Genomic DNA, 22,430 nt, shown 5'->3' on the forward strand with positions numbered 1-22,430 from the left:
CGCACCGATGAATCCTTCCGGTCCCTTTATCGCCCGGCCCGTCGCCACCTCGCTGCTGATGCTGGCGATCGTGCTGGCCGGCCTGGTCGGCTTTAAATTTCTGCCCTTGTCGGCGCTGCCGCAGGTCGATTTCCCCACCATCCAGGTGCAGACCCTGTACCCGGGCGCCAGTCCCGAGGTGATGTCGCGCACGGTGACGGCGCCGCTCGAGCGCCAGTTCGGCCAGATGTCGGGCTTGTCGCGCATGAGTTCGACCAGCGCCGCCGGCGTCTCCATCGTCACCCTGCAGTTCGGCCTGGGGCAGACGCTCGACGTGGCCGAGCAGGAAGTGCAGGCGGCCATCAATGCCGGCGGCTCGCTGCTGCCGACCGACCTGCCGGCGCCGCCCGTCTACGCCAAGGTCAATCCCGCCGACGCCCCCGTGCTGACGCTGGCGATCACCTCCGACACCATGCCCCTGACCGAGGTGCAGAACCTGGTCAACACGCGCCTGGCGCTGAAGATCAGCCAGGTGTCCGGCGTCGGCCTGGTGTCGCTGTCGGGCGGCCAGCGCCCGGCCGTGCGGATCCAGGCCGATACCGAGGCGCTGGCCTCGTATGGCCTGGGCCTGGACACCCTGCGCAGCGCCATCACCGCCGCCAACGCCAACAGCGCCAAGGGCAGTTTCGACGGCCCCACCCGCTCCTATACCATCAACGCCAACGACCAGTTGCTGGCCGTGCCCGAATACAAAAACCTGATCGTCGCCTATAAAAACGGCGCGCCGGTCCGCCTGACCGACGTCGCCACCGTCGTCGACAGCGCCGAGAACGTCAAGCTGGCCGCCTGGTCGGGCCTCAAACCTGCGATCATCCTCAATGTGCAGCGCCAGCCCGGCGCCAACGTCATCGCCACCGTCGACGCCATCAAGGCGCGCCTGCCCGAGCTGCAGGCGGGCCTGCCGGGCGCGCTGCGCCTGGACGTGCTGGTCGACCGCACCACCGGCATCCGCGCCTCCGTCGAACACGTCGAGCTCGAACTGCTGCTGTCGGTGGCGCTGGTGGTGCTGGTGATTTTCGCTTTCCTGCACAGCCTGCGCGCCACCGTGATCGCCAGCCTGTCCGTGCCGATCTCGCTCATCGGCACCTGCGGCGCCATGTACCTGCTGGGCTACAGCCTGAACAACCTGTCGCTGATGGCGCTGACGATCGCCACCGGCTTCGTCGTCGACGACGCCATCGTCATGATCGAAAACATCGCCCGCTACATCGAAGAGGGCGAGACGCCGATGGCGGCGGCCATCAAGGGCGCCGCGCAGATCGGCTTTACCATCATTTCGCTGACCGTTTCGCTCATCGCCGTGCTCATTCCCCTGCTGTTCATGGGCGACGTGGTGGGCCGCCTGTTCCGCGAGTTCGCCATCACCCTGTCGATCACCATCCTCATTTCCGCCGTGGTCTCGCTCACGCTGGTGCCGATGATGTCGGCGCGCTGGCTCAAGGCGCTCAAGGACGAAAAACCGTCGAAGCTGGCGCGCCACACCCAGGCCTTCTTCGACCGCGTCGTGCACCGCTACGACGGCGCGCTGACCTGGGTGCTGGCACGCCAGGGCCTGACCCTGATCGTCGCGCTGGCCACGCTGGTGCTGACGGTGCTGCTGTACATGCTTATCCCGAAAGGCCTGTTCCCCACCCAGGACACGGGCCAGCTGCAGGCGCGCATCCAGGCCCGCCAGGCGATTTCCTACGATGCCATGGCCACGCTGCAGCAGCAGGCCGCGCGCGAAATCCTGCGCGATCCGGCCGTGTTGTCACTGAGCTCGAACGTGGGCGTGGACGCCGCCAACAACACCATGCTCAACACGGGCAGCATGCTGATCAACCTTAAACCGGGGCGCGCCGACGACCAGGCCACCATCATGACGCGGCTGCGCCAGCGGGTCGCGCAAGTGGCCGGCGCCACCCTGTATCTGCAGCCGACCCAGGACTTGACGATCGACGCCGAAACGGGGCCCACCCAGTACCGCGTGTCGATCGAAGGGGCCGACAACGCCACCGTGACGCAATGGGCCAACAAGCTCGTGGCCCGCCTGCAAACGAGCAGCTCGGTCGTCAACGCCGTCAGCGACGCCGGCGCCAGCGGGGTGGCCGCCTTCATCGCCATCGACCGCGACAGCGCCTCGCGCCTGTCGATCACCGCCGCCACCATTGACGACGCCCTCTACAGCGCCTTCGGCCAGCGCATCGTCTCGACGATTTTCACGGAAACCAACCAGTACCGCGTCATCCTCGAAGCCAAGAGCGACCCGGCGATGTCGATCGAGAGCCTCAAGCGCCTGCCCATCAAGACCGGTTCCGGCAAGCCGACGCCGCTCGAGGCGATCGCCACCATCACCGAGCAGCCGGCGCCCCTGCAGATCACCCGCGTGGCGCAGTACCCGGCCACCACCATCGGCTTCGACACGGCGCCCGGGGTGTCGCTGGGCAGCGCCGTCGACGCCATCCGCGCCGCCAGCGAGGACATCAAGCTGCCGGCCACGGTGACCATGAAATTCCTGGGCGCCGCCGGTGCCTACCAGTCCTCGCTGTCGAACCAGCTGTGGCTGATCCTGGCCGCGGTGGTGTGCGTCTACATCGTGCTCGGCGTGCTGTATGAAAGCTATATCCACCCGCTGACCATCCTGTCGACGCTGCCATCGGCCGGCGTCGGCGCGCTGCTGGCGCTGCTCATTTCCGGCCAGGACCTGGGCGTGATCGGCATCATCGGCATCATCCTGCTGATCGGCATCGTCAAGAAGAACGCCATCATGATGATCGACTTCGCCATCGAGGCCGAGCGCGAACAGGGCAAGAGCGCGCAGGAGGCGATCCACCAGGCGGCCCTGCTGCGCTTCCGGCCGATCCTGATGACGACGCTGGCGGCGCTGTTCGCGGCCGTGCCGCTGATGCTGGGCTGGGGCGAGGGCGCCGAACTGCGCCGTCCGCTGGGCCTGGCCATCTTCGGCGGCCTGATCGTGAGCCAGTTGCTGACCCTGTTTACCACGCCCGTCATCTACCTGGGCTTCGACCGCCTGGCGCAGCGCTTCCGCCGCCGTTTCGGCGGCGACCGGGCCGACGCGCTGACCAATCAGTACTCGCATGGCGCGCTGCTCGAAAGCGCGCCGGTGCCGGCGCCCGAGGCGACGCCATGAATCTGTCGCAGCCTTTCGTGCGGCGGCCGATCGCCACCGTCCTGCTGACGCTGGGGATCGCGCTGGCCGGCATCGGCGCTTTTTTCGTGCTGCCCGTCTCGCCCCTGCCGCAGGTCGATTCCCCGTCCATCTCGGTGTCGGCCTCGCTGCCCGGCGCCAGCCCCGACACCATGGCCAGCAGCGTGGCCACGCCGCTCGAGCGGCGCCTGGGCGTGATCGCCGGTGTCACCGAGATGACCTCGAGCAGCGGCAGCGGCTCGACCCGCATCAGCCTGCAGTTCGAGCTCAATCGCAAGATCGACTCGGCCGCGCGCGAAGTGCAGGCGGCGATCAACGCCGCGCGCGCCGACCTGCCGTCTACCCTGCGCAGCAACCCCACCTACCGCAAGGCCAACCCGTCCGACGCCCCCGTCATCATCCTGGCCTTGACCTCGAAAACCAAGACGCCTGGCCAGATCTACGAAACGGTGTCGAACCTGGTGCAGCAAAAGCTGGCCCAGGTGCAGGGCGTGGGCGACGTCGAAATCGGCGGCGGCTCGCTGCCGGCCGTGCGGGTGGACCTGCTGCCGTACGCGCTCAACAAGTACGGCGTGTCGACCGAAGACGTGCGCGCGGCCATCCAGGCCACCAACGCCAACCGCCCCAAGGGCGCCATCGAAGGCAACGGCAGGCGCCTGCAGATCTATTCGCAGCCGGCCGGCGCCAGCGGCGGGCGCAGCGCCGCCGATTACCGCTCGCTGGTGGTGGCCTGGCGCGACGGCGCCGCCATCCGCCTGCAGGATGTCGCCACCGTCAGTGACGGCGTCGAAAACGTCAACACGCTGGGCCTGTTCAACGGCGAACCGGCGGTGATCGTGCTGGTCACGCGCCAGCCGGCCGCCAACGTCATCGAAACGGTCGACGGCGTGCGCGCCCTGCTGCCGCAGCTGCAGGCGCAACTGCCCAGCGATATCAAGATCGACGTGGCGTCGGACTCGACCAACTCGATCCGCTCCTCGCTGCACGAAGTGGAAGTGACCTTGCTCATCTCGATCGCGCTGGTGGTGCTGGTCGTGAGCGTGTTCCTGCGCTCGGTGCGCGCCACCGTGGTGCCGGCGGTGGCCACGGTGGTGTCCTTGCTGGGCACCTTCGGCGTCATGTACCTGCTGGGCTTTTCGCTCAATAACCTGTCGCTGATGGCGCTGACGGTGGCCACCGGCTTCGTCGTCGATGACGCCATCGTGGTGCTGGAAAATACCGCGCGCCACATCGAAGCGGGCATGGACCGCATGGAAGCGGCGCTGCTGGGCGCGCGCGAAGTCGGGTTCACGGTGCTCTCGATCAGCCTGTCGCTGGTGGCGGTATTCATTCCCCTGCTGTTCATGGGCGGGCAGGTGGGCCGGCTGTTCCGCGAGTTCGCCGTCACGCTGTCGGCGGCGGTGCTCATTTCGCTGGTCATTTCGCTCACCACCACGCCGATGATGTGCGCCTGGCTGCTGCGCAAGACCGATGTCAACAAGCGGCCCGGCCCGCTGGCGCGCTGGTCCGAGCGGGGCTTCGACAAGCTGCAAAAGGGCTATGAGCATGCGCTCGACTGGGCGCTCGACGCCAAGCTGCTGGTGATGGTGATCCTGGTGTTCGTGATCGGCCTGAACGTGTTCTTGTTCTCGGCCGCGCCGAAGGGCTTTTTTCCCCAGCAGGACACGGGCCAGATCAACGGCGGTATCCGCGCCGACCAGTCGATCTCGTTCCAGGCCATGCAGGGCAAATTGCGCCAACTGGTCAACATCATCAAGAGCGACCCGGCGGTGGCCACCGTGGTCGGCTTCACGGGGGGCGCCCGCGCCGGCGGTGGCTTCATGTTCATCAACCTGAAACCGGTCGCCGAGCGCGCCAAGGGCGACGCCGGCCAGGCCGTGATCGCCCGCCTGCGCCCGCAACTGGCCAAGGTGACGGGGGTGTCGCTGTTTCTCAACCCGGTGCAGGATTTGCGCATGGGCGGACGGCAGTCCAACTCGACCTACCAGTACACCCTGAAAAGCGACAACCGCGAGGACCTGAAAAAATGGGCCACCCGGCTGGCCGACGCCATGAAACGCCAGAGCGCGCTGGTCGATGTCGATACCGACCAGGCCGAGAACGGCGTCGAGACCTTCGTCACCATCGACAAGGACAGCGCGGCGCGCCTGGGCATCAGCACGCGCGATGTCGACAACGCCCTGTACAACGGCTTCGGCCAGCGCCAGGTCGCCACCATTTACGATGAGCTCAACCAGTACCACGTGATCATGGGCGTGGCGACCCAGTACGCGCAGTCGCCCGAAGCGCTCAAGGATGTGTACGTGCCGGCCAGGGCGACCACCACCAGCGCGGCCGCCAATCTCACCGCGGCGCGCGATCCGTCGAGCGGCTCGGCGCTGGCCGGCACCGCCTCGAACATGGTGCCGCTGTCGGCCATCGCCAGCTTCGCCGAAAGCGCGACCCCCACCTCGGTGAGCCACCAGGATGGCGAACTGGCCACCACGGTGTCGTACAACCTGGCCGCCGGCAGCAACACGGCGGCGGGCGAAGCGGCGGTGCGCCAGGCGGAGGCGGAGATCGGCATGCCGAATAATGTGCGCGGCAGTTTCCAGGGCACCGCCAAGGCGGCGCAGGACTCCAACAAGGAGCAGCCCTACCTGATCGCCGCCGCCATCGTGGTCATTTACATCGTGCTGGGCATTCTCTACGAATCGCTGGTGCACCCCATCACGGTGCTGTCGACGCTGCCGTCGGCGGGCGTGGGCGCGGTGCTGGCGCTGCTGCTGTTCAAGATGGAGTTTTCCATCATCGCCCTGATCGGCGTGTTCCTGCTGCTGGGGATCGTCAAGAAGAACGCCATCCTGATCATCGACTTCGCCCTTGAGGCCGAGCGTTCGCGCGGCTTGTCGGCGTTTGACGCCGTGCGCGAAGCGTGCCTGCTGCGCTTCCGGCCGATCCTGATGACCACCCTGGCCGCCGCGCTGGGCGCCTTGCCGCTGGCGATCGGTTTCGGCGAAGGCTCCGAATTGCGCCAGCCGCTTGGCATCGCCATCATCGGCGGCCTGATCGCCAGCCAGGTACTGACGTTGCTGACCACCCCGGTGGTGTATGTATTGATGGACAAGCTGCGCCGGCGCGGTCCCGAGGAAGCCGCCTTGAGCCGCGTCGCCACTGCCACCGCGGCCCCGGCCCCGGCGCATTCCTAACCCCGACTGTGACTGACATTTGATGAATTCGACTTTGCGCCCGACCCGCCTTGCCACCCTCGCAGCCTGCCTGCTCGCCGCCGGCCTGCTGGGCGCCTGCGCCGTCGGCCCCGCCTACCAGTTGCCGGCCACGCCGCAGCCGGCCGCCTTCAAGGAAGCCGGCCCGTGGCAGCTGGCGGCCCCCGCCGACGCGCTCGAGCGGGGCCCCTGGTGGACCTTGTTCAACGACGAGCGCCTCAACGAACTGGCCGCACGCGTGCGCGTCGACAACCAGAACGTCGCCGTCGCCGTCGCCAATTACGCCGCCGCCCGCGCCGCCGTGTCCCAGCAGCGCGCGCAGTTGCTGCCGGCGGTGACGCTCAATGGCGGCGCCGACCGTTCCGGTGGCGGCGGCAGCGGCGCCAACAACAAGAGCTATCGCCTGTCGATCGGCGGCAGCTGGGAGCCCGATGTGTGGGGCCGCCTGCGCGCGGGCGTGACGGGCGCCCAGGCCAGCGCCCAGGCCAGCGCCGCCGACCTGGCTTCGGCCACCCTGTCGGCGCAGGGCGAGCTGGCGATCAATTACTTCAGCCTGCGCGAGATCGACGCCGAACGCGCCCTGGTCCGGCAGACCATCACCGGCTATGAGCGGGTGCTGCAGATCACCCGCAACCGCTTCGATGCCGGCATCGCCGCCAGGACCGACGTGCTGCAGGCGCAGACGCAGCTGGCGCAAACGCAGAGCGACGACCTGGGCCTGGAGCGCCAGCGCGCCCAGCTCGAGCATGCGATTGCCATCCTGCTGGGCCGGGCGGCGTCCGACTTCAGCCTGCCGGTGGCGCCGTGGGTGGTCAATGTGCCGGCGGTGCCGGTGGGGGTGCCGTCGAGCCTGTTACAGCGCCGTCCCGACATCGCCGCCGCCGAGCGCCTGGTGGCGGCCGCCAATGCCGACATCGGCGTCGCACAAGCCGCTTATTATCCGAACATCGGCCTGTCCGGCTCGTACGCCACGGGCGGCTCCGCGGTGAGCGACTTGTTCAGCGTATCGACTGCCGTCTGGTCGCTGGGCCTGTCGGCCGCGCAGACGGTGTTCAATGGCGGCGCCACCCGCGCCGCCGTCGCCGGCGCCAGCGCGCGCCAGGAAGCGGCCGCCGCGCGCTACCGCCAGACCGTGCTAACCGCCTTCGCCGACGTCGAAGACCAATTGACCGCCACCCGCATCCTGGCCCAGCAGCAGGTGCTGCGCCGCCAGGCCTCGGACGCGGCCGACCAGGTCGAAACGCAGATCTTGAATCGCTACAAGGCGGGCCAGGTCAGCTACACGGAAGTGGTGCAGGCGCAGGCCACGGCGCTGTCGGCGCGCCGGTCGCTGGCGCAGTCGCAGGCGGAGCGGCAGACGACGGCGGTGGCGTTGATTCAGGCGTTGGGGGGGGATTTTGGCAAACAAAAGTGAAAACCTACTTTTGTTTGATTTGATTTGAGATGCTGAGGGGTACACCGGCTTAGAGGCGCAAAGATGGTCAGGTAAAAATCACTGGCGGAGCCAGATGATTTTTTAGGGGACGCAGACCCGAGTCTGATCTGGCGTCGCCTCGTAGAGTCAATCGATTCGTGCGCGCGGGTTTACTGCGAATCACCGGCGGAGCCAGATGATTTTTTAGGGGACGGAGAGCCGAGTCTGATCTGGCGTTGCCTCGTAGGTTGCCGCGATTTGTGCGCATCGTTTTACTGCCGGGGTAGAATTGTGCTTCGTTGCATGCGCTGTTCCCCGAGGCGATGGCAGATCCGAATCGGGTTTGCGTTCATCTCAAAAAGGCCCGGCTTCGCCGGGAATTTTTGCCTGACTAAACCAAACAAAAGTAGGGTTTCACTTTTGTTTGAAGGAGTTTTATGCGTCTCTTCCTGTTGCCCTTCGTGTCCTTGTTGCCCCTCTTGTTCTCCGCCTGCGCCAGCGTGCCGGCGGGGCCGCCGTGGGTGGCGGTTGCCAGTAATACCAGCGCGGAATTGCGCGGGCTGTCGGTTGTCAGCGCCAGCGTTGCCTGGGCCAGCGGCGCCCGTGGCACCGTGCTGCGTACCGTCGACGGGACCCACTGGCAGGCGCTCCAGGTGCCGGGCGCCGACAAGCTCGATTTTCGCGACATCCACGCCATCGACGCCAACAGCGCCATCGTCATGAGCGCCGGGCCCGGCGAGGCCTCGCGTATCTACCGCAGCGACGACGGCGGCGCCAGCTGGCGCCTGCTGGCCACCAACACCTTCGCCGACGGCTTCTGGGACGCCATCGCGTTCTGGGACAAGGACCACGGCCTGCTGTTCGGCGACCCGGTGGCGGGCCGCTTTCAAACCTACGCCACCAGCGACGGCGGCGTGAGCTGGCAGGCACTGGCCAGCGCCGGGCTGGACGCGCTGCCCAAGGAAGGCGCCTTCGCCGCCAGCGGCAGCTGCCTGTCGGTGGCCGGCAGCCAGGATGCCTGGATCGTCACCGGCGGCGCCGCCAGCGCGCGCGTGTTTCACTCGAGCGACCGGGGCGCCAGCTGGCGCGCGGCCAGCTTGCCGATCGCCGCCGGCGCACCGGCGCGCGGGGCGTTTTCCGTCGCCTTCGCCGACCCCCGCCACGGCATGGTGGCCGGCGGCGACTACAAGGAAAAAACCATGGCGGGCGTGAACGGCGCGCGCAGCGACGACGGCGGCGCCAGCTGGACGCCGGTGGCGATCCTGCCAGTGGGCTATATGTCGGTGGTGACGCCCATCGCCGGCACCCCCAGCTACGTGGCGGCCGGCCTGGCCGGCTCCGGCTACTCGCGCGATGGCGGGCGCAGCTGGACCGTGCTCGACACCACGCCGCTCAACACGGTGGCCTTCGCCAGCCCGGCGACGGGGTGGGCCATCGGCCCCAAGGGCCTGTTGATGAAGTACGTGGGGCCGTCGCTCAAGTAAAGGCGATCTCGAAGCGGGTCATGCCCTGGTCCGCCGCCAGCCGGTAGCCAAAGCCGTGGCGGCTGAGCACCTCGCGCACGAACATCAGGCCGATGCCCTGGCCGCCCTTCTTGGTGCTGAAAAACGGGGTAAACAGTTGGCGCGCGGGCGCTTCGCCCAGCAGGTTGCCGCTGTCGCTGATGGTCAGCCGCGCGCCGGCCCCGCTGGCCGCCAGCGCCAGTTCGATGCGCCGCTCGGGCGCAGCGCTGGCGGCGACCGCTTCGATGGCGTTCTTGACGATGTTGATGAGCGCCTGCTCGATCAACTGGGCGTCCATCGGCCACGGCGCCAGCGCGTCGCGGCGCGTCCATACCAGCGCGATGCCCAGCCGCTTGCACTGCTCGCGATTGAGCCAGACGATGTCGTCGACCATGGCGCCAATGTCGACCGGGCGCAGTTCCGGGTCGGGCATCTTGACGACGCGGGTGAAGCGCTCGATGAACTCGCCCATGCTGCGGTTGCGGCGCTGGACGGCGTCGATGGCGGTGGCGAAGTCGACGCCGTCGTCGGGCGCGAGCTGGGCGCGGTAAAACAGCAGCGAATCGAGCACCGAGCCGGTGGCCGCCACCGTGTTGTTCACTTCGTGCGCCAGCACCTTGATCAATTTGTCGTAGGTGGCCCGTTCCGAGCGTTCGAGCTCGATCGTCAATTCCTCGACCATCAGGAAATCGCGGGCGAAACCGCGGTCGAAAAACTGGCCCCGCTGGGCGCGGTAGCGGCGTCCTTCGAGATCGGTCAGCAGCGTGCCCGGGCCCAGCGTGAGCGCCTCCAGTTGCGCCAGCAGGGCGGCGCTGCGGGCGCTGCCGGCCGCCGCGGCCAGCGGCCGCCCCTGCGGCGCCTGCAACTGCAGCAGCGCCACGGCGCTGGCGTTGACCAGGCTGACGGCGCCGTCGAAGTCGAACACCACCACCGCCGCCGGCGTCGCATCGAGCAACTGGGCGAGAAAGCCGCGCTGCTCGCCGATCGCCAGGCGCTCCTGGTACAGCGCCCCCAGCATGGTATTGAAGACGTCGATCAAGCGATCGAGCTCGGGCGTGCCGGTCAGGGCCAGGCGGCCGCTGTACTGCTGCTCTTGCAGCAGGTCGCGAAAGCGCTCCGTGTAGCCCAGCGGCTGCAGGGCGCGCTGCATCAGCCACACGCCGCCCGCCAGGCTGGCCAGGATCAGGAGTTCGACGCCGACGAACAGCAGGGGCGATGGCAGCAACAGCCTGGCCGCCAGCAGCAGGCCGGCGCCGTGCACCAGCAGCAGGTAGCCCAGCAGGCGCTGGCGCAAGGTCAGTCGCATGACGCTCATGCGGCGATGCCGTGCCGTTCCAGCCGGCGGTACAGGGCCGCGCGCGACAGGCCCAGCGCGCGCGCCACCGCCGAGATATTGCCCAGGTGCTGGGTCAGCGCCGTTTCGATCATGTGGCGCTCGACCTGGTCGAGCGTCATGCCGCCCACCGCCAGCGCCGGCTCGCCCGCGGCGGCGCCGTCGCCGGGTTCGCCGGCGAGAAAGTCGGCGTGGGTGAGCTGGCTCGAGCCGCACAGCAGCATGGTGCGCTCAAGCGTTTGCTTGAGCTGGCGGATATTGCCGGGCCAGGGCTGCGCCGCCAGCCAGTCGAGCGCCTGCGCGCTGATCGACGGCGTCGGCAGGGCGTAGCTGGCGGCGACCTCGGTGACGATGTGGCGCGCCAGCGCGGCGATGTCGCTGCGCCGCTCGCGCAGGGGCGGCAGGCGGATGGTGATCAGGTTCAGGCGATAGAACAGGTCTTCGCGAAAATCGCCGCTGGCCACCAGTTCGGCCAGCTCGCAGTTGGTGGCCGACACCACCCGCACGTCGGCCTGCTCGCTGCGGCTGGCGCCCACCGGCTGAAAGGTCTGGTCCTGCAGCACGCGCAGCAGCTTGACCTGGTCGGCGCGATTGAGTTCGCCGATCTCGTCGAGGAACAGGGTGCTGCCGTCGGCGCAGGCGATGTGGCCCTTGCGGTCGGTCCTGGCGTCGGTGAAGGCGCCGCGCACGTGGCCGAACATCTCGCTCTCGAACAGCGAGGACGTGATCGCCCCCATATTGATTTTGACGGCGGCGCGCCGGGCGCGCGGGCTGTTGGCGTGGATGGCGTCGGCGATGAGCTCCTTGCCGGTGCCGCTCTCGCCCAGGATCAGCACGGGGGCGCGGGTGGCGGCGACCTGGCCGATGGTGGCCAGCACGCGCAGGATCGCCGGGTGCTCGCCGACGATGGCGGAGAAATCGAATTTCTTGTCGAGCGCGGCGCGTCCGCCGTGGGCGGACAGCTCGCCCGCCGCCGGCGCTGGCGCCTGCGCCTGCAAGGTCGCCTGCACCAGTTGCACCAGTTGCAGATTGTCCCACGGCTTGGTGAAGAAATTGGCGGCGCCCGCCTGCACGCCCTTGACCGCCAGCGCGATCGAGCCCCAGGCCGTCATCAACAGCACCGGCAGCGCCGGCCAGCGCTGGCGGATCTGGCCCAGCAGGTCGAGTCCTTCCTCACCGCTCGTTTGCAGGGAAAAATTCATGTCCTGCAGGACCAGGTCAAAGGCCGCGTCGGACAAGCGCGCCAGCGCCGCCTCGGCGTCGTCACAGCAGGCGGTGGCGTAACCGGCCTGCTTGAGCAGCAGGGCCAGCGAAATTTGCACGGCCTGGTCGTCGTCGACGATCAGGATCCGGGCGCGTGGGGGCGGCATGTCGGGCGGTTTCAACGAAGGGGATCCTGCAAACTATTCATAGTGGAGCGCCTGGGTAGGGCTCATGCGGCTGGCGCGCCAGGCCGGGTACAGCGAGCAGGCCAAGGATAACAGATAGATCACGCCCATCGACAGGGCACTGGCGGCGCCGAACACCTGCCAGTTCAGGCTGTCACCGAAGGCGCGCGTGAGGGGCAACTGCACCAGCAAGAGCAGGGCGAGCGCCATCGCCAGCGTCGACAGCAGCAATTGCTCGCCGATGATCTGGCCGTAGATGGCGGCGCGGGAGGCGCCCACCGCGCGGCGCAGGCCGATTTCCGGAATGCGCGCGCTGGTGCTTTGCCAGAGCACCCCGAACAGGCCGAACGCCACCATCAGCAGCATGAACACGGCGATCACGGCGAACACGATCAGGGGAATGAAGGCGCTGTTGAGGATGTCCGCGCGCAGGTCGGCCAGCGGGGCGATCTCGTAACTGAGATCGTTGCGCACCAGTTTCAGGCGCCGGTTCAGGTCCGCCTCGAAGCCACGCGCGGTGCCGGGACGCGTCTTGATCAGGATGGTGCCGACGCTGTCGCTGGAGGTGGCCGCCACGAAGCGCACGAACATGAAGTACACGGGCGACATCAGCTCGCCCTGGCTGCGAAAGCCTTCGATCACCCCCACCACCTTCAGAGTGCGCGGCGACTTGTCATCGGGCTCGCTGTCGGAGAATTCGCGGCCCAGCGCCGACTGGCCGGGGAACAGGCGCTGGGCCAGGCCGCGGTCGATCACCACCGGGATGGCGCCGGCGCCATCGTCCTGCGCCGAGAACCAGCGCCCCTGCAGCAGCGGCACGGCGGCGGTGGCGGCATAGTCGTCACTGGCCGATTGCATGTGGACGAACACGCGGCCGCCGCCGCCGGGGGCGACAAAATCGGTGCGCTGGATCTGCCGGCCATACGGCGAGTAGGTGGAAAAGGCCACTTTTTCCACTTGCGGCATCGCTTCCACGCTGCGCCGGAAGGCGTCGTAGCGGGCCGGATCGCTGTTGCGGTAGTCACGGTCGGCCGTGCGCATGCGCACCGACCATACATCGGTGTAGGAAAAGCCGATCGGCATGCTGTAGAGCTGTGCCATGCGGGCGCCGAAAGCGAGCACGCCGAACACCAGCACAAAGGCGATCAGTATTTCCAGGCTCACCATCAGGTGGCGGGTCTTGCGCTTCCACACCAGCTTCATCATATGGTTCAACATCAGGCAGCTCCCTTGAGGGCATGAACAGGATCGAGGCGCGCCATCTTCCAGGCGGGGATCACCCCCGACAGCAGGCCGAATATCAACGTGAGCAGCATGCCCCAGCCGAACACGGCCAGGTCGATGTCGACGGCCAGGTAGGGAATCAGCTGGGCCCCTTCGATCCACCACAGCGCCAGCCGGGCGCCCACCAGGCCGAGCAGGCCGCCGACGCCGCACAGCAGCAGGTTTTCGACGATCAGCTGGCGCACCAGTTGCGCGCTGGTGGCGCCGAAGGCCTTGCGCACGCCGATCTCGGCGCGCCGCTCCATGATGCGGCCCATGTTCAGATTGACCAGGTTGAGCGCCGGCAGCAGCATGAACAGCAGCATGGCGACGGCGATCAGGATCACCAGCGTGGCGGCGCCGGAGTCGGCGCTGGCGTTGTTGCCGATCAGGTTGCGGGCGAACAGGTCGATCTTGCTGTCGGCCCACAGGTGCGTGCTGCGGATTTTTTTGGGGTCGTCGTGGACGATGGTGGCGGAAATGGCCGCCACCTCCTGGACGATCAGCGGCAGGTCGTCGGCATGGCGGGCCAGCAGCAGGGCGGTAAATTCGCCCGAGAACTGGGTGCGGTAGTCGGACGACGGCGCGCTGGTGAGCGGGACCCACAGGTCGGCGTAGGCGTTGACGTGGATTTCGTCGGCCACCACGCCCACCACGGTGAAGCTGCGCCCGCCCACGCTGAGGCGCTGGCCCGGCGCGGTGGCGCCGCCGAACAGCCGCTTGGCCGTGCTGGCGTTGATCACCGCGTTGAGTCGCCCCTGGGCGACGTCGTCGGCGTCGAGCACGCGCCCGGCCAGCACGCGGAAATCGAGCACCTTCCAGTAGGCGGCGTCGGTCAGGCGCATTTGCAGCTTGCTCACCCGTTCGCCCTGGTAGACCGACACCGTCTGCGGCAGGCCGGACACGGCTACCATCTCCACGCTGCGCATGGGTTGTAAATATTTTTCGATGATCCGGTAGCCCAGCGGGCTGTTGATGGTGGTGTGCGGGCCCTCGGCGTTGAGCGTGAACACCTGCAGGAAGCGGGCGCTTTTGCCCTCCACGCCGCGCGGATGGAACGCGTGCTCGAGCAGGGCGGTGACGACCATCAGCACGGTCAGGGTGAGAACGATGCACAGCAGGTTAATCGCCGTGAACATCTTGCGGCGCATGAAAACGCCCCAGGCGTTGAGCAGGGTATGACGCAGCATGGCGGCCCCTTACGCGACGAGCTGGCCGTCGAACACGCGCACGGTGCGCCCGGCCAGTTTGGCCTCGCGCTCGTCGTGGGTGACCATGACGACGGTGGTGCCGGCGCGATGGAGCTCCAGCAGGATCTCCATCACTTCGGCGCCCATCTTGCTGTCGAGGTTACCGGTGGGCTCGTCGGCCAGCAGCACCTGCGGCCGTCCCACCATGGCGCGGGCGATCGCCACCCGCTGCTGCTGGCCGCCCGAGAGCTGGTTCGGGTAGTGGTCCATGCGCGCGCCCAGGCCCACCTGTTCGAGCGCGGCGCGCGCTGCCGCCCGCCGCTGGCCCGCCGCCATGCTGCGGTAGAGCAGGGGCAGCTCGACGTTGTCGATCACGCGCAGATCGGGGATCAGGTGAAAGCTCTGGAAGATGAAGCCGAAGGTGCTGTTGCGCAGCTGGGCCACCTGCTTGTCGCGGTAGGTCTTGATGGGGATGCCGTCGATGGCGACACTGCCCGCGCCGGGCCGGTCGAGCAGGCCGATCAGGTTGAGCAGGGTGCTCTTGCCGCAGCCGCTGGGGCCCATCATGGCGACAAATTCGCCCTTGCGCACGTGCAGGTCGATGCCACTCAGGGCCAGTGTCTCGACCTTGTCGGTGCGGTAGGTCTTGCTGACGTTGTTCAGTTCGATCATGCTTGTTTCCTCGGTAGTGACAGGGTTATTCGGTGATGCGGATGCGCTGGGCATCCTTGAAGCGCGCCACGCTCGAGACGATCAGGCGCTCGCCCTCGCGCGCACCTTTGACAATCTGCAGCGACTGGCCGTCGCTGGCGCCGATCTCGATGTCGCGTCGCTGCGCCTCGCCGTTGCCGACGACGAACGCCGCTTGCGCGCCGCGCCCGTTGAAGGCCTCGCCGGCGTCGACCAGCAGGGCGTTGCCGGTGGTGGCGGTGACGATGTCGACATCGACCCGCATCTTGTTGCGCAGCTGCGCATCGTGCGGCGCGGCCAGCGTCAGCAGCAGCTTGATGGCGCCGTTTTGAATCTCGGGCAGGATGGTTTGCACCTGGCCGTCGATGCGGCGGCCGTTCTGCGTCACCGTCACGCGCTGGCCCGCCTCGATGGCGCGCGCATGAAAGTCCGACAGCGTCGCTTCGACCCGGTAGTTGTTCATCTCCGACACCTTCGCCACCAGTTGGCCGGTGGCGACACTGGCGCCTTCCTCGGCCATCAGGGCGCTGACCATGCCGGCGAACGGCGCGCGCACGCTGGTATGGGCCAGCAGCACTTGCTGCTGTTCGAGCTGCTTGCGCAGGATCGCCTGCTGCAGGCGGGCGCCGTCGACGTTGCTGGCGGTGGCGCGCTTGCCGTCCTCGATCGCCTCACGGCTCTGGCGCAGCTGGATCTGGGCGCGCTCGACGTTCAGCTCGGCCGTCAGCAGGTCTTCGCCCGACACCGCGCCGCTCTTGCGCAAGGTGTTAAAGCGCTGCAGCCTGGCCTGGGCGCTTTGCAAATCCAGCGCCAGCAGTTCGATGCTGCTGGCGAGCTGCTTGCGCTTTTGCTCCATCTCCAGCGTCAGCGAGACGATGCGGTTGTCCTGTTGCGCCAGTTGTTCCTTGACGGCGTCGAGCGCCAGCCGCACGGCGGCGTCGTCGAGTGTGAGCAGCAGTTCGCCCGCCTTGACCTCCTGGCCCAGTTTCGCGTGCACGTGCGCCACGTGGGTCTGGATCGGGCTCGACACCAGTTCCTCGTGCACGGGAATGACCACGCCGGCGGCGCTGATGGTGTTGGCGATGTCGCCGCGCCGCACCGTCGCCACGCGCAGCTCGGCGGCGCCGATCGATGGCTGGACGGCGCGCTGCACGGCCCAGGCGGCGGCGGCGCAGGCGGCCAGCGCCAGGCACACGGCGGCCATTTGCAGGGCGCGGCGGCGTTCAATCAGGGCGGGGGAGAGGGCGTGGTCCATGGGGTAGTGGAGCTGGCGATCCTTTGATACAGCAAGCGCCGTGCCAGCGCCGCCGCGCGGTGCAGCAGGGGCGTCGCAGGGCAGGGCGCCGGCGCCACCTGTGCGGTAGCGGCCAGCGCTGTCCGAATCCGGACACATGGCGCCGCGTGCCCCTGTCGGGGGCGATTGCGCTGATATATACTGCCGGGTCGCAGTACCTGATACCTAATAAAACCATCCGGGGATTTCATCTTGTTCAAATCGATCGTCTTGCCTGTCGCCTTGCTGGGCGCCGTTGTCGCCACCCCAGCCCGCGCCGACGAAGGCCAGTGGCAACCGCACCAGCTTACCCAGCTCAAGTCCGAACTCAAACGCATCGGCATCACCATCCCGGTCGACAAACTGACCGACCTGTCGAAGCACCCGATGAGCGCCATCGTCTCCACCGGCGGCTGTTCGGCCGCGTTCGTCTCGACCGATGGCCTGATCGTCACCAACCACCACTGTGGCTACGCGGCGATCCAGCGCAACTCGACGCCCGAGCACAATTACATCGTCAACGGCTTCCTGGCCAAGGACCGCGCGGCCGAACTGCCGGGCGGCCCCACCTTGCAGGTGTACGTGACGGACAAGGTCGAAAACGTCACCGAGCGCGTGCTCAAGGGCCTCTCGCCGACCATGCCGGGGCGCGAGCGCCACGAAGAAGTGCAAAGTCGCATCAAGGCCTTGACCGCCGAGTGCGAGTCCGACAAGGCCTATCGCTGCTCGGTGCCGGCCTTCCACCGGGGCCTCGAGTACTACCGCATCCGCCAGATGATGATCCGCGACGTGCGCCTGGTGTACGCGCCGTCCGACATGATCGGCAACTACGGCGGCGACATCGACAACTACGAGTTCCCCCGCCACACGGGCGATTTCTCGTTCCTGCGCGCCTACGTGGGCAAGGATGGCCGCCCGGCCGATCCGTCGCCCGATAACGTGCCGTACAAATCGAAGGATTTCCTGGTCGTCTCGGCCGAGGGCCTGAAAAACGGCGATCCGATCCTGCTGGCCGGTTATCCGGGCCGCACCAGCCGCTACAAACTGCCGGCGGAAATCCGCTTCGCCCGCGACAGCGACTTTCCCATGCGGGTGGCCGGCATGCAGGCCGACCTGGCCGTCATCGCCGCCGCCACCATGGGCAATCCCGCCTACGACGTGCGCTACGCCAGCGTCGTCAAGAGCATCAACAACGTCATGAAGAAGACCCAAGGCCTGATGGACGGCTTCGCCCGCAAGGACGTCGCTGCCATCAAGGACGTGCAGGACGCCGAGTTCCGCGCCTGGCTGGCGAAAAATCCGGCCGCCGCGCCCAACCGCACCATGCTGTCCGACCTCGACGCCGTGATCGCCGCCGACATGGCCATGTCCGACGAGGACTACGCCTGGTCGGTCGCCAACCACAGCGACCTGCTCTACAGCGCACGCATCCTGTACCGCCTGGCTATCGAACGGGCCAAGCCGGACGCCAAGCGCGAGCCCGGCTACCAGGAACGCGACCTGCCCTTCATCAAGGCGCGCCTGACCCGCCTCGAGCAGTCGTTTGTCGCCAGCGTCGACGAGGCGCGCTACAGCGCCGCCCTGCAGCGCTACGCCAGGCTGCCGGCGAAGATGCGCCCGGCCGGCCTGGACGCGCTGATGCCGGCCGCCGCCGCGGTGCCGGCCATGTACAAGGGCACCGAACTTGGCGACACCGCCAAGCGCCTGGCCTGGCTCACGCGCGACGCCGACGCCTTCCGCAAGTCGGACGACCCTATGATCAAGCAGTCCGTCAAGATGCAGGACGTGTCGATGGCGCTGGAAAGCCGCCGCAAGGAAGTGGCGGGCAACCTGGAAAAGGTGATCCCCCAGTACATGAGCGCCGTCATCGCCTGGAAGAAGAGCCAGGGCAAGCCGGTCTACCCGGACGCCAACTCGACCCTGCGCGTCACCTTCGGCACGGTGGCGCCGTACGTCGCCCGCGATGGCGTCATCAAGGGCCCGTTCACCACCGTCGACGGCATCGTCGAGAAGCACACCGGCAAGGACCCGTTCAACGCGCCCAAGCCCCTGCTCGAAGCGATCAAGGCGCGCCGCTTTGGCGTGTACGCCGACCCGGTACTGCACACCGTGCCGGTCAACTTCCTGTCGAGCGCCGACACCACCGGCGGCAACTCCGGCTCGGCCGTCATGAACAAGCGCGGCGAACTGGTCGGCCTCAATTTCGATTCGACCTATGAATCGATCACCAAGGACTTCTATTTCGACAGTGCCATCACCCGCGCCATCCACGTCGACATCCGCTACATGCTGTGGGTGATGCAGGAAGTCGACCACGCCGATAACCTGATCAAGGAAATGACGATCAAGTATCCGAAAAAATAAGCACCAGACGGCATCGTAAAAAGGCCGCACCGGCAATTGCCGGTGCGGCCTTTTTGTATGTGACGGTGCGCTTATTTGCCGATGTTCTTGGCGAGGAAAGCCTCGAGCGTCTGGTACATCTCGGTGGCGTTCCTGGTGTCGTAGAAGCCGTGGCCTTCGTTGGGCGCGAACAGCCACTCGGGCGGCCGGCCGGCCTTGATCAAGGCTTCGCGCATGACCTTGGCCTGCACGGGCGGCGCCGTTTCGTCATTGCCACCGTGGATCAGCAGCACGGGCACGGTGATTTTTTCGGCCAGGGTGACGGGCGAAAAGCGCGCCAGTTCGGCGTCGTCCAGGCCGATCGCGTTGACCCAGTAGTTATAGGTCGACTTGCGCCGGATCGTGGCGTCTTCCTTGAAGATGCGTTTGAGGTCGTACACCCCGGCGTAGCCGACCGCGCACTTGAACAGGGTCGGTTCGCGCGCGGCCAGCATCAGCGCCGAATAGCCGCCGAAGCTGGCGCCGTACACGCAGCCGCGGGCCGGGTCGATCTGGCCGTTGGTCGAGACCCACTTCACGGCGTCGACCAGGTCGTCCATGATCTTGCCGCCCCACTGGCGATAACCGGCATTTTCGAAGTTCGCGCCGCGACCGGCCGAGCCGCGGAAATTGACCTGCACGACGGCGTAGCCGCGGCTGGCCAGGAACTGGGCGTCGCGGTCGAAATACCAGCGGTCGGCGGAGATCGGACCGCCATGCGGCAACAGCACGAACGGCACCTTGGCGCCGGCCGCATGGGCCGGCATTGTCACATAGCCATGCAGATCCATGCCTTCGCGGTTCTTGAAGGTGAACGGGCGGCGGGGCGCCATGTCGTCCGGTTCGATGTCGGGCATGGCGCTAAAGAGCAGATCGGCCTTGCCGGTCGATTTGTTGAACAGGTAATAGCTGCCCGGGTCGCGATCGCTATCGACGGCGAACAGCACCAGCTTGCCGTCTTCAGTGAAATCGATGAAGTGCACCACGTCGTCGGGAAACTGGGCGGCGAGCAGCTTGTGCAGCTTGGCGCCCTCATCGGCGTCGTTGAAATACACCGCTTTCGGCTTGCCGACGGCGATCAGGCCGGCAAACGGCAGCACCTTGCGCGAGGTGCTCATCAGGGTGCCAATACCGGCGCCCGGGTCCTTGTAGATCGTCGTGCGCTGCCCGCTTGCCAGGTTTTCCCGGATCAAGCTGGGGGCCTCGCCATTGGCTGAATAGCTGGCGATAAATTCGCCGCCGTCGGGCGAAAACCGCAGCGGCGCCATTTGAAACCCCTTCGGATCGATTTTCTCGAAATTGCCGGTGGCGTCGACGAAGCGGTACAAGCGTGGATTGTGGTTCTCGTCGCTGCCGTAGGCGAAGCGGGGTGTGCCGTCCGGTTGCATGGCGAAGCGCAGGCCTGATTCGGCGACATCGGCGAGCTGCTTGCGGGCGCCGGTACGGGTGTCGACATCGTACAAATAGGTGTGTGCGCTCTTGTTGTCGTTCCACGGATTGGCGCGGATATACAGGTGATTGTTCAACACGGGCGGCAAGGCGGCGATGCTGCCGTGGGCGTGGTCGTCGCCGTAGCGCGCGCCGCGGCTGCTAAACTTGAACATCTCGTAGCCGAACAGATACTCCTGCTTTGAGCCGTCCACTTCGGTGGCGACGATTTCTCCGGTCGAAACGGGGGCTTCGCGCGAACCGAGTTCACGCCCCTTGGTGATGGCCAGGCGGGTGTTGCTGACCCACTCATAATCGAGCGGCAGCTGGAATACGGGAAAGCGCATCTGGCCGACAACCTTCAGATCGGGCAGGGAATAAAAGGTCAGGATGGGGATGAAGCGGTCGCCCTGCGCGATGCGCACGATGATGGCGATGTGTTTGCCGTCGGGGGAAAGGCGCGGATTGCTAAATTGCGGCTCCTGCACGAAGGCGGACAGCGGCACTTTCGACGGCGCCGCTTGCGCAGCAAGGGTAAAACAGGCTGCAAGCGCGGTAAACAGCAGGGACGAACGCAAAGTCATCAGGGTCTCCATGGCAGGCGGTGTGCCTTTGTAAAAATTGACAAAAAATTATATCGACTTTGCATGCGAAATTGAAAAAATATTTCTCATGCGGCAATAAAGAGACATTTATGCAAAATGTTGCATAACTGGCGCGCAGTTGGCATACTCGCTGGCATGAATGAATCGACTTTGCAAGCAAGTTCGCCCGGGCCGGAAGAGCTGGCCATGCGCGCCGCCCTCGGCGCCGCGCTCGAACTGTGGCTGCGCGGCGCCGGCCTGACCCAGCGCGCGGCCGCCGCCGTGCTGGGCACGACGCAGGCGCGCGTGTCTGAAATCAAGCATGGCAAGACGGCCCACTTCAGCCTCGACCTGCTGGTGCGGCTGGCCGCGCGCGCCGGCCTGCAGCCGCGCCTGTCGCTGACGCTGCCGCCGGCGCCGGCGGAGGGCGCGCGATGAACGATCCCCTCGTCCTGCTCGGCCTGCACACGACCCTGTTCGAAGTGCTCGCCTTCATCCTGTCGGTGACCACGGTGGCGCTCAATATCCGCCAGAACCACTGGGCCTGGCTGTTCGCCATCGTCTCCTCGGCCGCCTACGGCGTGGTGTTTTTCAATTCGCGCCTGTATGGCGACGCCGGCCTGCAGCTGGTGTTCATCGTCGTCTCCGTGTGGGGCTGGTACAGCTGGCTGCACGGCGGCGCCGATGGCGGCGGCCGGCGCCAGCTGGCCGTGTCGAGGCTCGACCGGACCGGCTGGATCGCCGCCGGCGTCGGCTGGCTGCTGGGCTACCTGCTGCTGTCGTGGTTCCTGCGCAGCTACACCAACACCGATGTGCCGCACACGGACGGCTTCCTGACCGCCGGCAGCCTGGTGGGGCAGGTGCTGCTGTCGCGTAAAAAGCTGGAGAACTGGCACGCCTGGATCGTCGTCGATGTGCTCTACGTCGGCCTGTACGTCTACAAGGGACTGCTGTTGACGGGGGTGCTGTACGCGCTGTTCGTGGCGATGGCGGTGGCCGGGCTGGTGGCGTGGCGGCGCACCATCCCGCGCGCCGGGAGCACGCTGCCGTGAGGGCGCGGCGCATCGCCGTGCTGGGCGCCGAGTCGACCGGCAAGTCGACCCTGACGGCGGCGCTGGCGGCGCACTGGGACACTGCCTGGGTGCCCGAATACCTGCGCGAATTCGTCGAGACGGCCGCGCGCGTGCCCTTCGAGCACGACCAGATCGGCATCGCCCGCACCCAGCTGGCGCACGAAGCGGCGCTCGCGACGAGCGCGCGCGGCCTGCTGTTTTGCGACACCACGCCCCTGATGACGGCGGTCTACAGCGAGATTTACTGGGGCCGCGTGCCGGCCGAGCTGGAGGCGCTGGCGCACGGCCACGATTACGCGCTGACGCTGGTGGCGGCGCCCGACGGTCCGTGGATTGCCGACGGCCTCCAGCGCGAGTCGGCCGCCGTGCGCCTGCAAGTGCACGCGGCCCTGCTGACGCGCCTGCACCGCCAGCACATCGCCTACACCCTGCTCACGGGCAGCCTGGCGCAGCGGCTGGCGCACAGCGCGCCGCTGCTGGCCGCCTTGTCCGCCCCCGCCTGAACCGCCACCTGCGA

General features: G+C 67.2%; 15 protein-coding genes. 8 read left to right on the forward strand and 7 right to left on the reverse strand.

Annotated features, from left to right (window positions below):
- Positions 1 to 7 precede the first annotated feature (7 nt).
- The 4 genes from ACP7EY_RS04660 (at position 8) to ACP7EY_RS04675 (ending at position 9,291) form a co-directional block, all read left to right on the forward strand.
- Entirely contained in the window at positions 8 to 3,169 is a 3,162-nt protein-coding gene (locus ACP7EY_RS04660; protein ID WP_426190963.1) for an efflux RND transporter permease subunit, read from the forward strand.
- Positions 3,166 to 6,375: an efflux RND transporter permease subunit gene (locus ACP7EY_RS04665; protein ID WP_426190965.1), complete on the forward strand. Its 3,210-nt coding sequence runs from the start codon at positions 3,166 to 3,168 to the stop codon at positions 6,373 to 6,375. Before ACP7EY_RS04660 ends, ACP7EY_RS04665 begins: the two co-directional genes overlap by 4 nt.
- 22 nt (positions 6,376 to 6,397) lie before the next feature.
- On the forward strand, positions 6,398 to 7,807 hold the full coding sequence (locus ACP7EY_RS04670; RefSeq protein ID WP_426190967.1) for an efflux transporter outer membrane subunit: 1,410 nt from the start codon (positions 6,398 to 6,400) through the stop codon (positions 7,805 to 7,807).
- Between the two features lie 437 nt (positions 7,808 to 8,244).
- Positions 8,245 to 9,291: a WD40/YVTN/BNR-like repeat-containing protein gene (locus ACP7EY_RS04675; RefSeq protein WP_426190969.1), complete on the forward strand. Its 1,047-nt coding sequence runs from the start codon at positions 8,245 to 8,247 to the stop codon at positions 9,289 to 9,291.
- Here ACP7EY_RS04675 and ACP7EY_RS04680 read toward each other — a convergent pair.
- The 6 genes from ACP7EY_RS04680 to ACP7EY_RS04705 are packed head-to-tail and all read right to left on the reverse strand — an operon-like array spanning position 9,284 to position 16,566.
- Entirely contained in the window at positions 9,284 to 10,624 is a 1,341-nt protein-coding gene (locus ACP7EY_RS04680) for a sensor histidine kinase (protein ID WP_426190971.1), read from the reverse strand. The genes ACP7EY_RS04675 and ACP7EY_RS04680 overlap by 8 nt on opposite strands.
- Positions 10,621 to 12,027, reverse strand: coding sequence for a sigma-54-dependent transcriptional regulator (locus ACP7EY_RS04685; protein WP_426190973.1), 1,407 nt, complete (start codon positions 12,025 to 12,027; stop codon positions 10,621 to 10,623). Before ACP7EY_RS04685 ends, ACP7EY_RS04680 begins: the two co-directional genes overlap by 4 nt.
- A gap of 18 nt (positions 12,028 to 12,045) precedes the next feature.
- The gene (locus ACP7EY_RS04690; RefSeq protein ID WP_426190975.1) at positions 12,046 to 13,248 is read right to left on the reverse strand and encodes an ABC transporter permease; all 1,203 of its coding nucleotides are present in this window, start codon (positions 13,246 to 13,248) and stop codon (positions 12,046 to 12,048) included.
- Positions 13,248 to 14,483 (reverse strand): ABC transporter permease, encoded by a 1,236-nt coding sequence (locus tag ACP7EY_RS04695; RefSeq protein ID WP_426190977.1) that lies wholly within the window; start codon positions 14,481 to 14,483, stop codon positions 13,248 to 13,250. Before ACP7EY_RS04695 ends, ACP7EY_RS04690 begins: the two co-directional genes overlap by 1 nt.
- Before the next feature lie 9 nt (positions 14,484 to 14,492).
- A complete protein-coding gene (locus ACP7EY_RS04700) occupies positions 14,493 to 15,155 on the reverse strand; it encodes an ABC transporter ATP-binding protein (protein ID WP_426190979.1) in 663 nt (220 codons plus the stop codon).
- Positions 15,156 to 15,180: 25 nt separating this feature from the next.
- A complete protein-coding gene (locus ACP7EY_RS04705) occupies positions 15,181 to 16,566 on the reverse strand; it encodes an efflux RND transporter periplasmic adaptor subunit (protein ID WP_426190981.1) in 1,386 nt (461 codons plus the stop codon).
- Positions 16,567 to 16,659: 93 nt separating this feature from the next.
- Here ACP7EY_RS04705 and ACP7EY_RS04710 point away from each other — a divergent pair, with 93 nt between their 5' ends.
- Positions 16,660 to 18,810 carry a S46 family peptidase gene (locus ACP7EY_RS04710; RefSeq protein WP_426190983.1) on the forward strand — a complete coding sequence of 717 codons (2,151 nt, stop codon included), beginning with the start codon at positions 16,660 to 16,662 and terminating at the stop codon, positions 18,808 to 18,810.
- Positions 18,811 to 18,881: 71 nt separating this feature from the next.
- Here ACP7EY_RS04710 and ACP7EY_RS04715 read toward each other — a convergent pair whose 3' ends face one another.
- Complete coding sequence (locus ACP7EY_RS04715; RefSeq protein WP_426190985.1) at positions 18,882 to 20,840, reverse strand: S9 family peptidase; 1,959 nt, start codon at positions 20,838 to 20,840, stop codon at positions 18,882 to 18,884.
- Positions 20,841 to 20,996: 156 nt separating this feature from the next.
- Here ACP7EY_RS04715 and ACP7EY_RS04720 point away from each other — a divergent pair, with 156 nt between their 5' ends.
- Genes ACP7EY_RS04720 through ACP7EY_RS04730 form a run of 3 tightly spaced genes read left to right on the forward strand, consistent with a single transcriptional unit; the run spans position 20,997 to position 22,416 of the window.
- Positions 20,997 to 21,278, forward strand: a complete 282-nt coding sequence (locus ACP7EY_RS04720; RefSeq protein WP_426190987.1) for a helix-turn-helix domain-containing protein — start codon at positions 20,997 to 20,999, stop codon at positions 21,276 to 21,278.
- Positions 21,275 to 21,892 (forward strand): nicotinamide riboside transporter PnuC, encoded by a 618-nt coding sequence (pnuC, locus tag ACP7EY_RS04725; RefSeq protein ID WP_426190989.1) that lies wholly within the window; start codon positions 21,275 to 21,277, stop codon positions 21,890 to 21,892. Before ACP7EY_RS04720 ends, pnuC begins: the two co-directional genes overlap by 4 nt.
- Complete coding sequence (locus ACP7EY_RS04730) at positions 21,889 to 22,416, forward strand: AAA family ATPase (protein ID WP_426190991.1); 528 nt, start codon at positions 21,889 to 21,891, stop codon at positions 22,414 to 22,416. Before pnuC ends, ACP7EY_RS04730 begins: the two co-directional genes overlap by 4 nt.
- Positions 22,417 to 22,430: the final 14 nt, after the last annotated feature.

This window comes from Massilia sp. DWR3-1-1 (assembly GCF_049898325.1).
In the GTDB taxonomy this organism is placed as follows: Bacteria; Pseudomonadota; Gammaproteobacteria; order Burkholderiales; family Burkholderiaceae_D; genus JAFCUW01.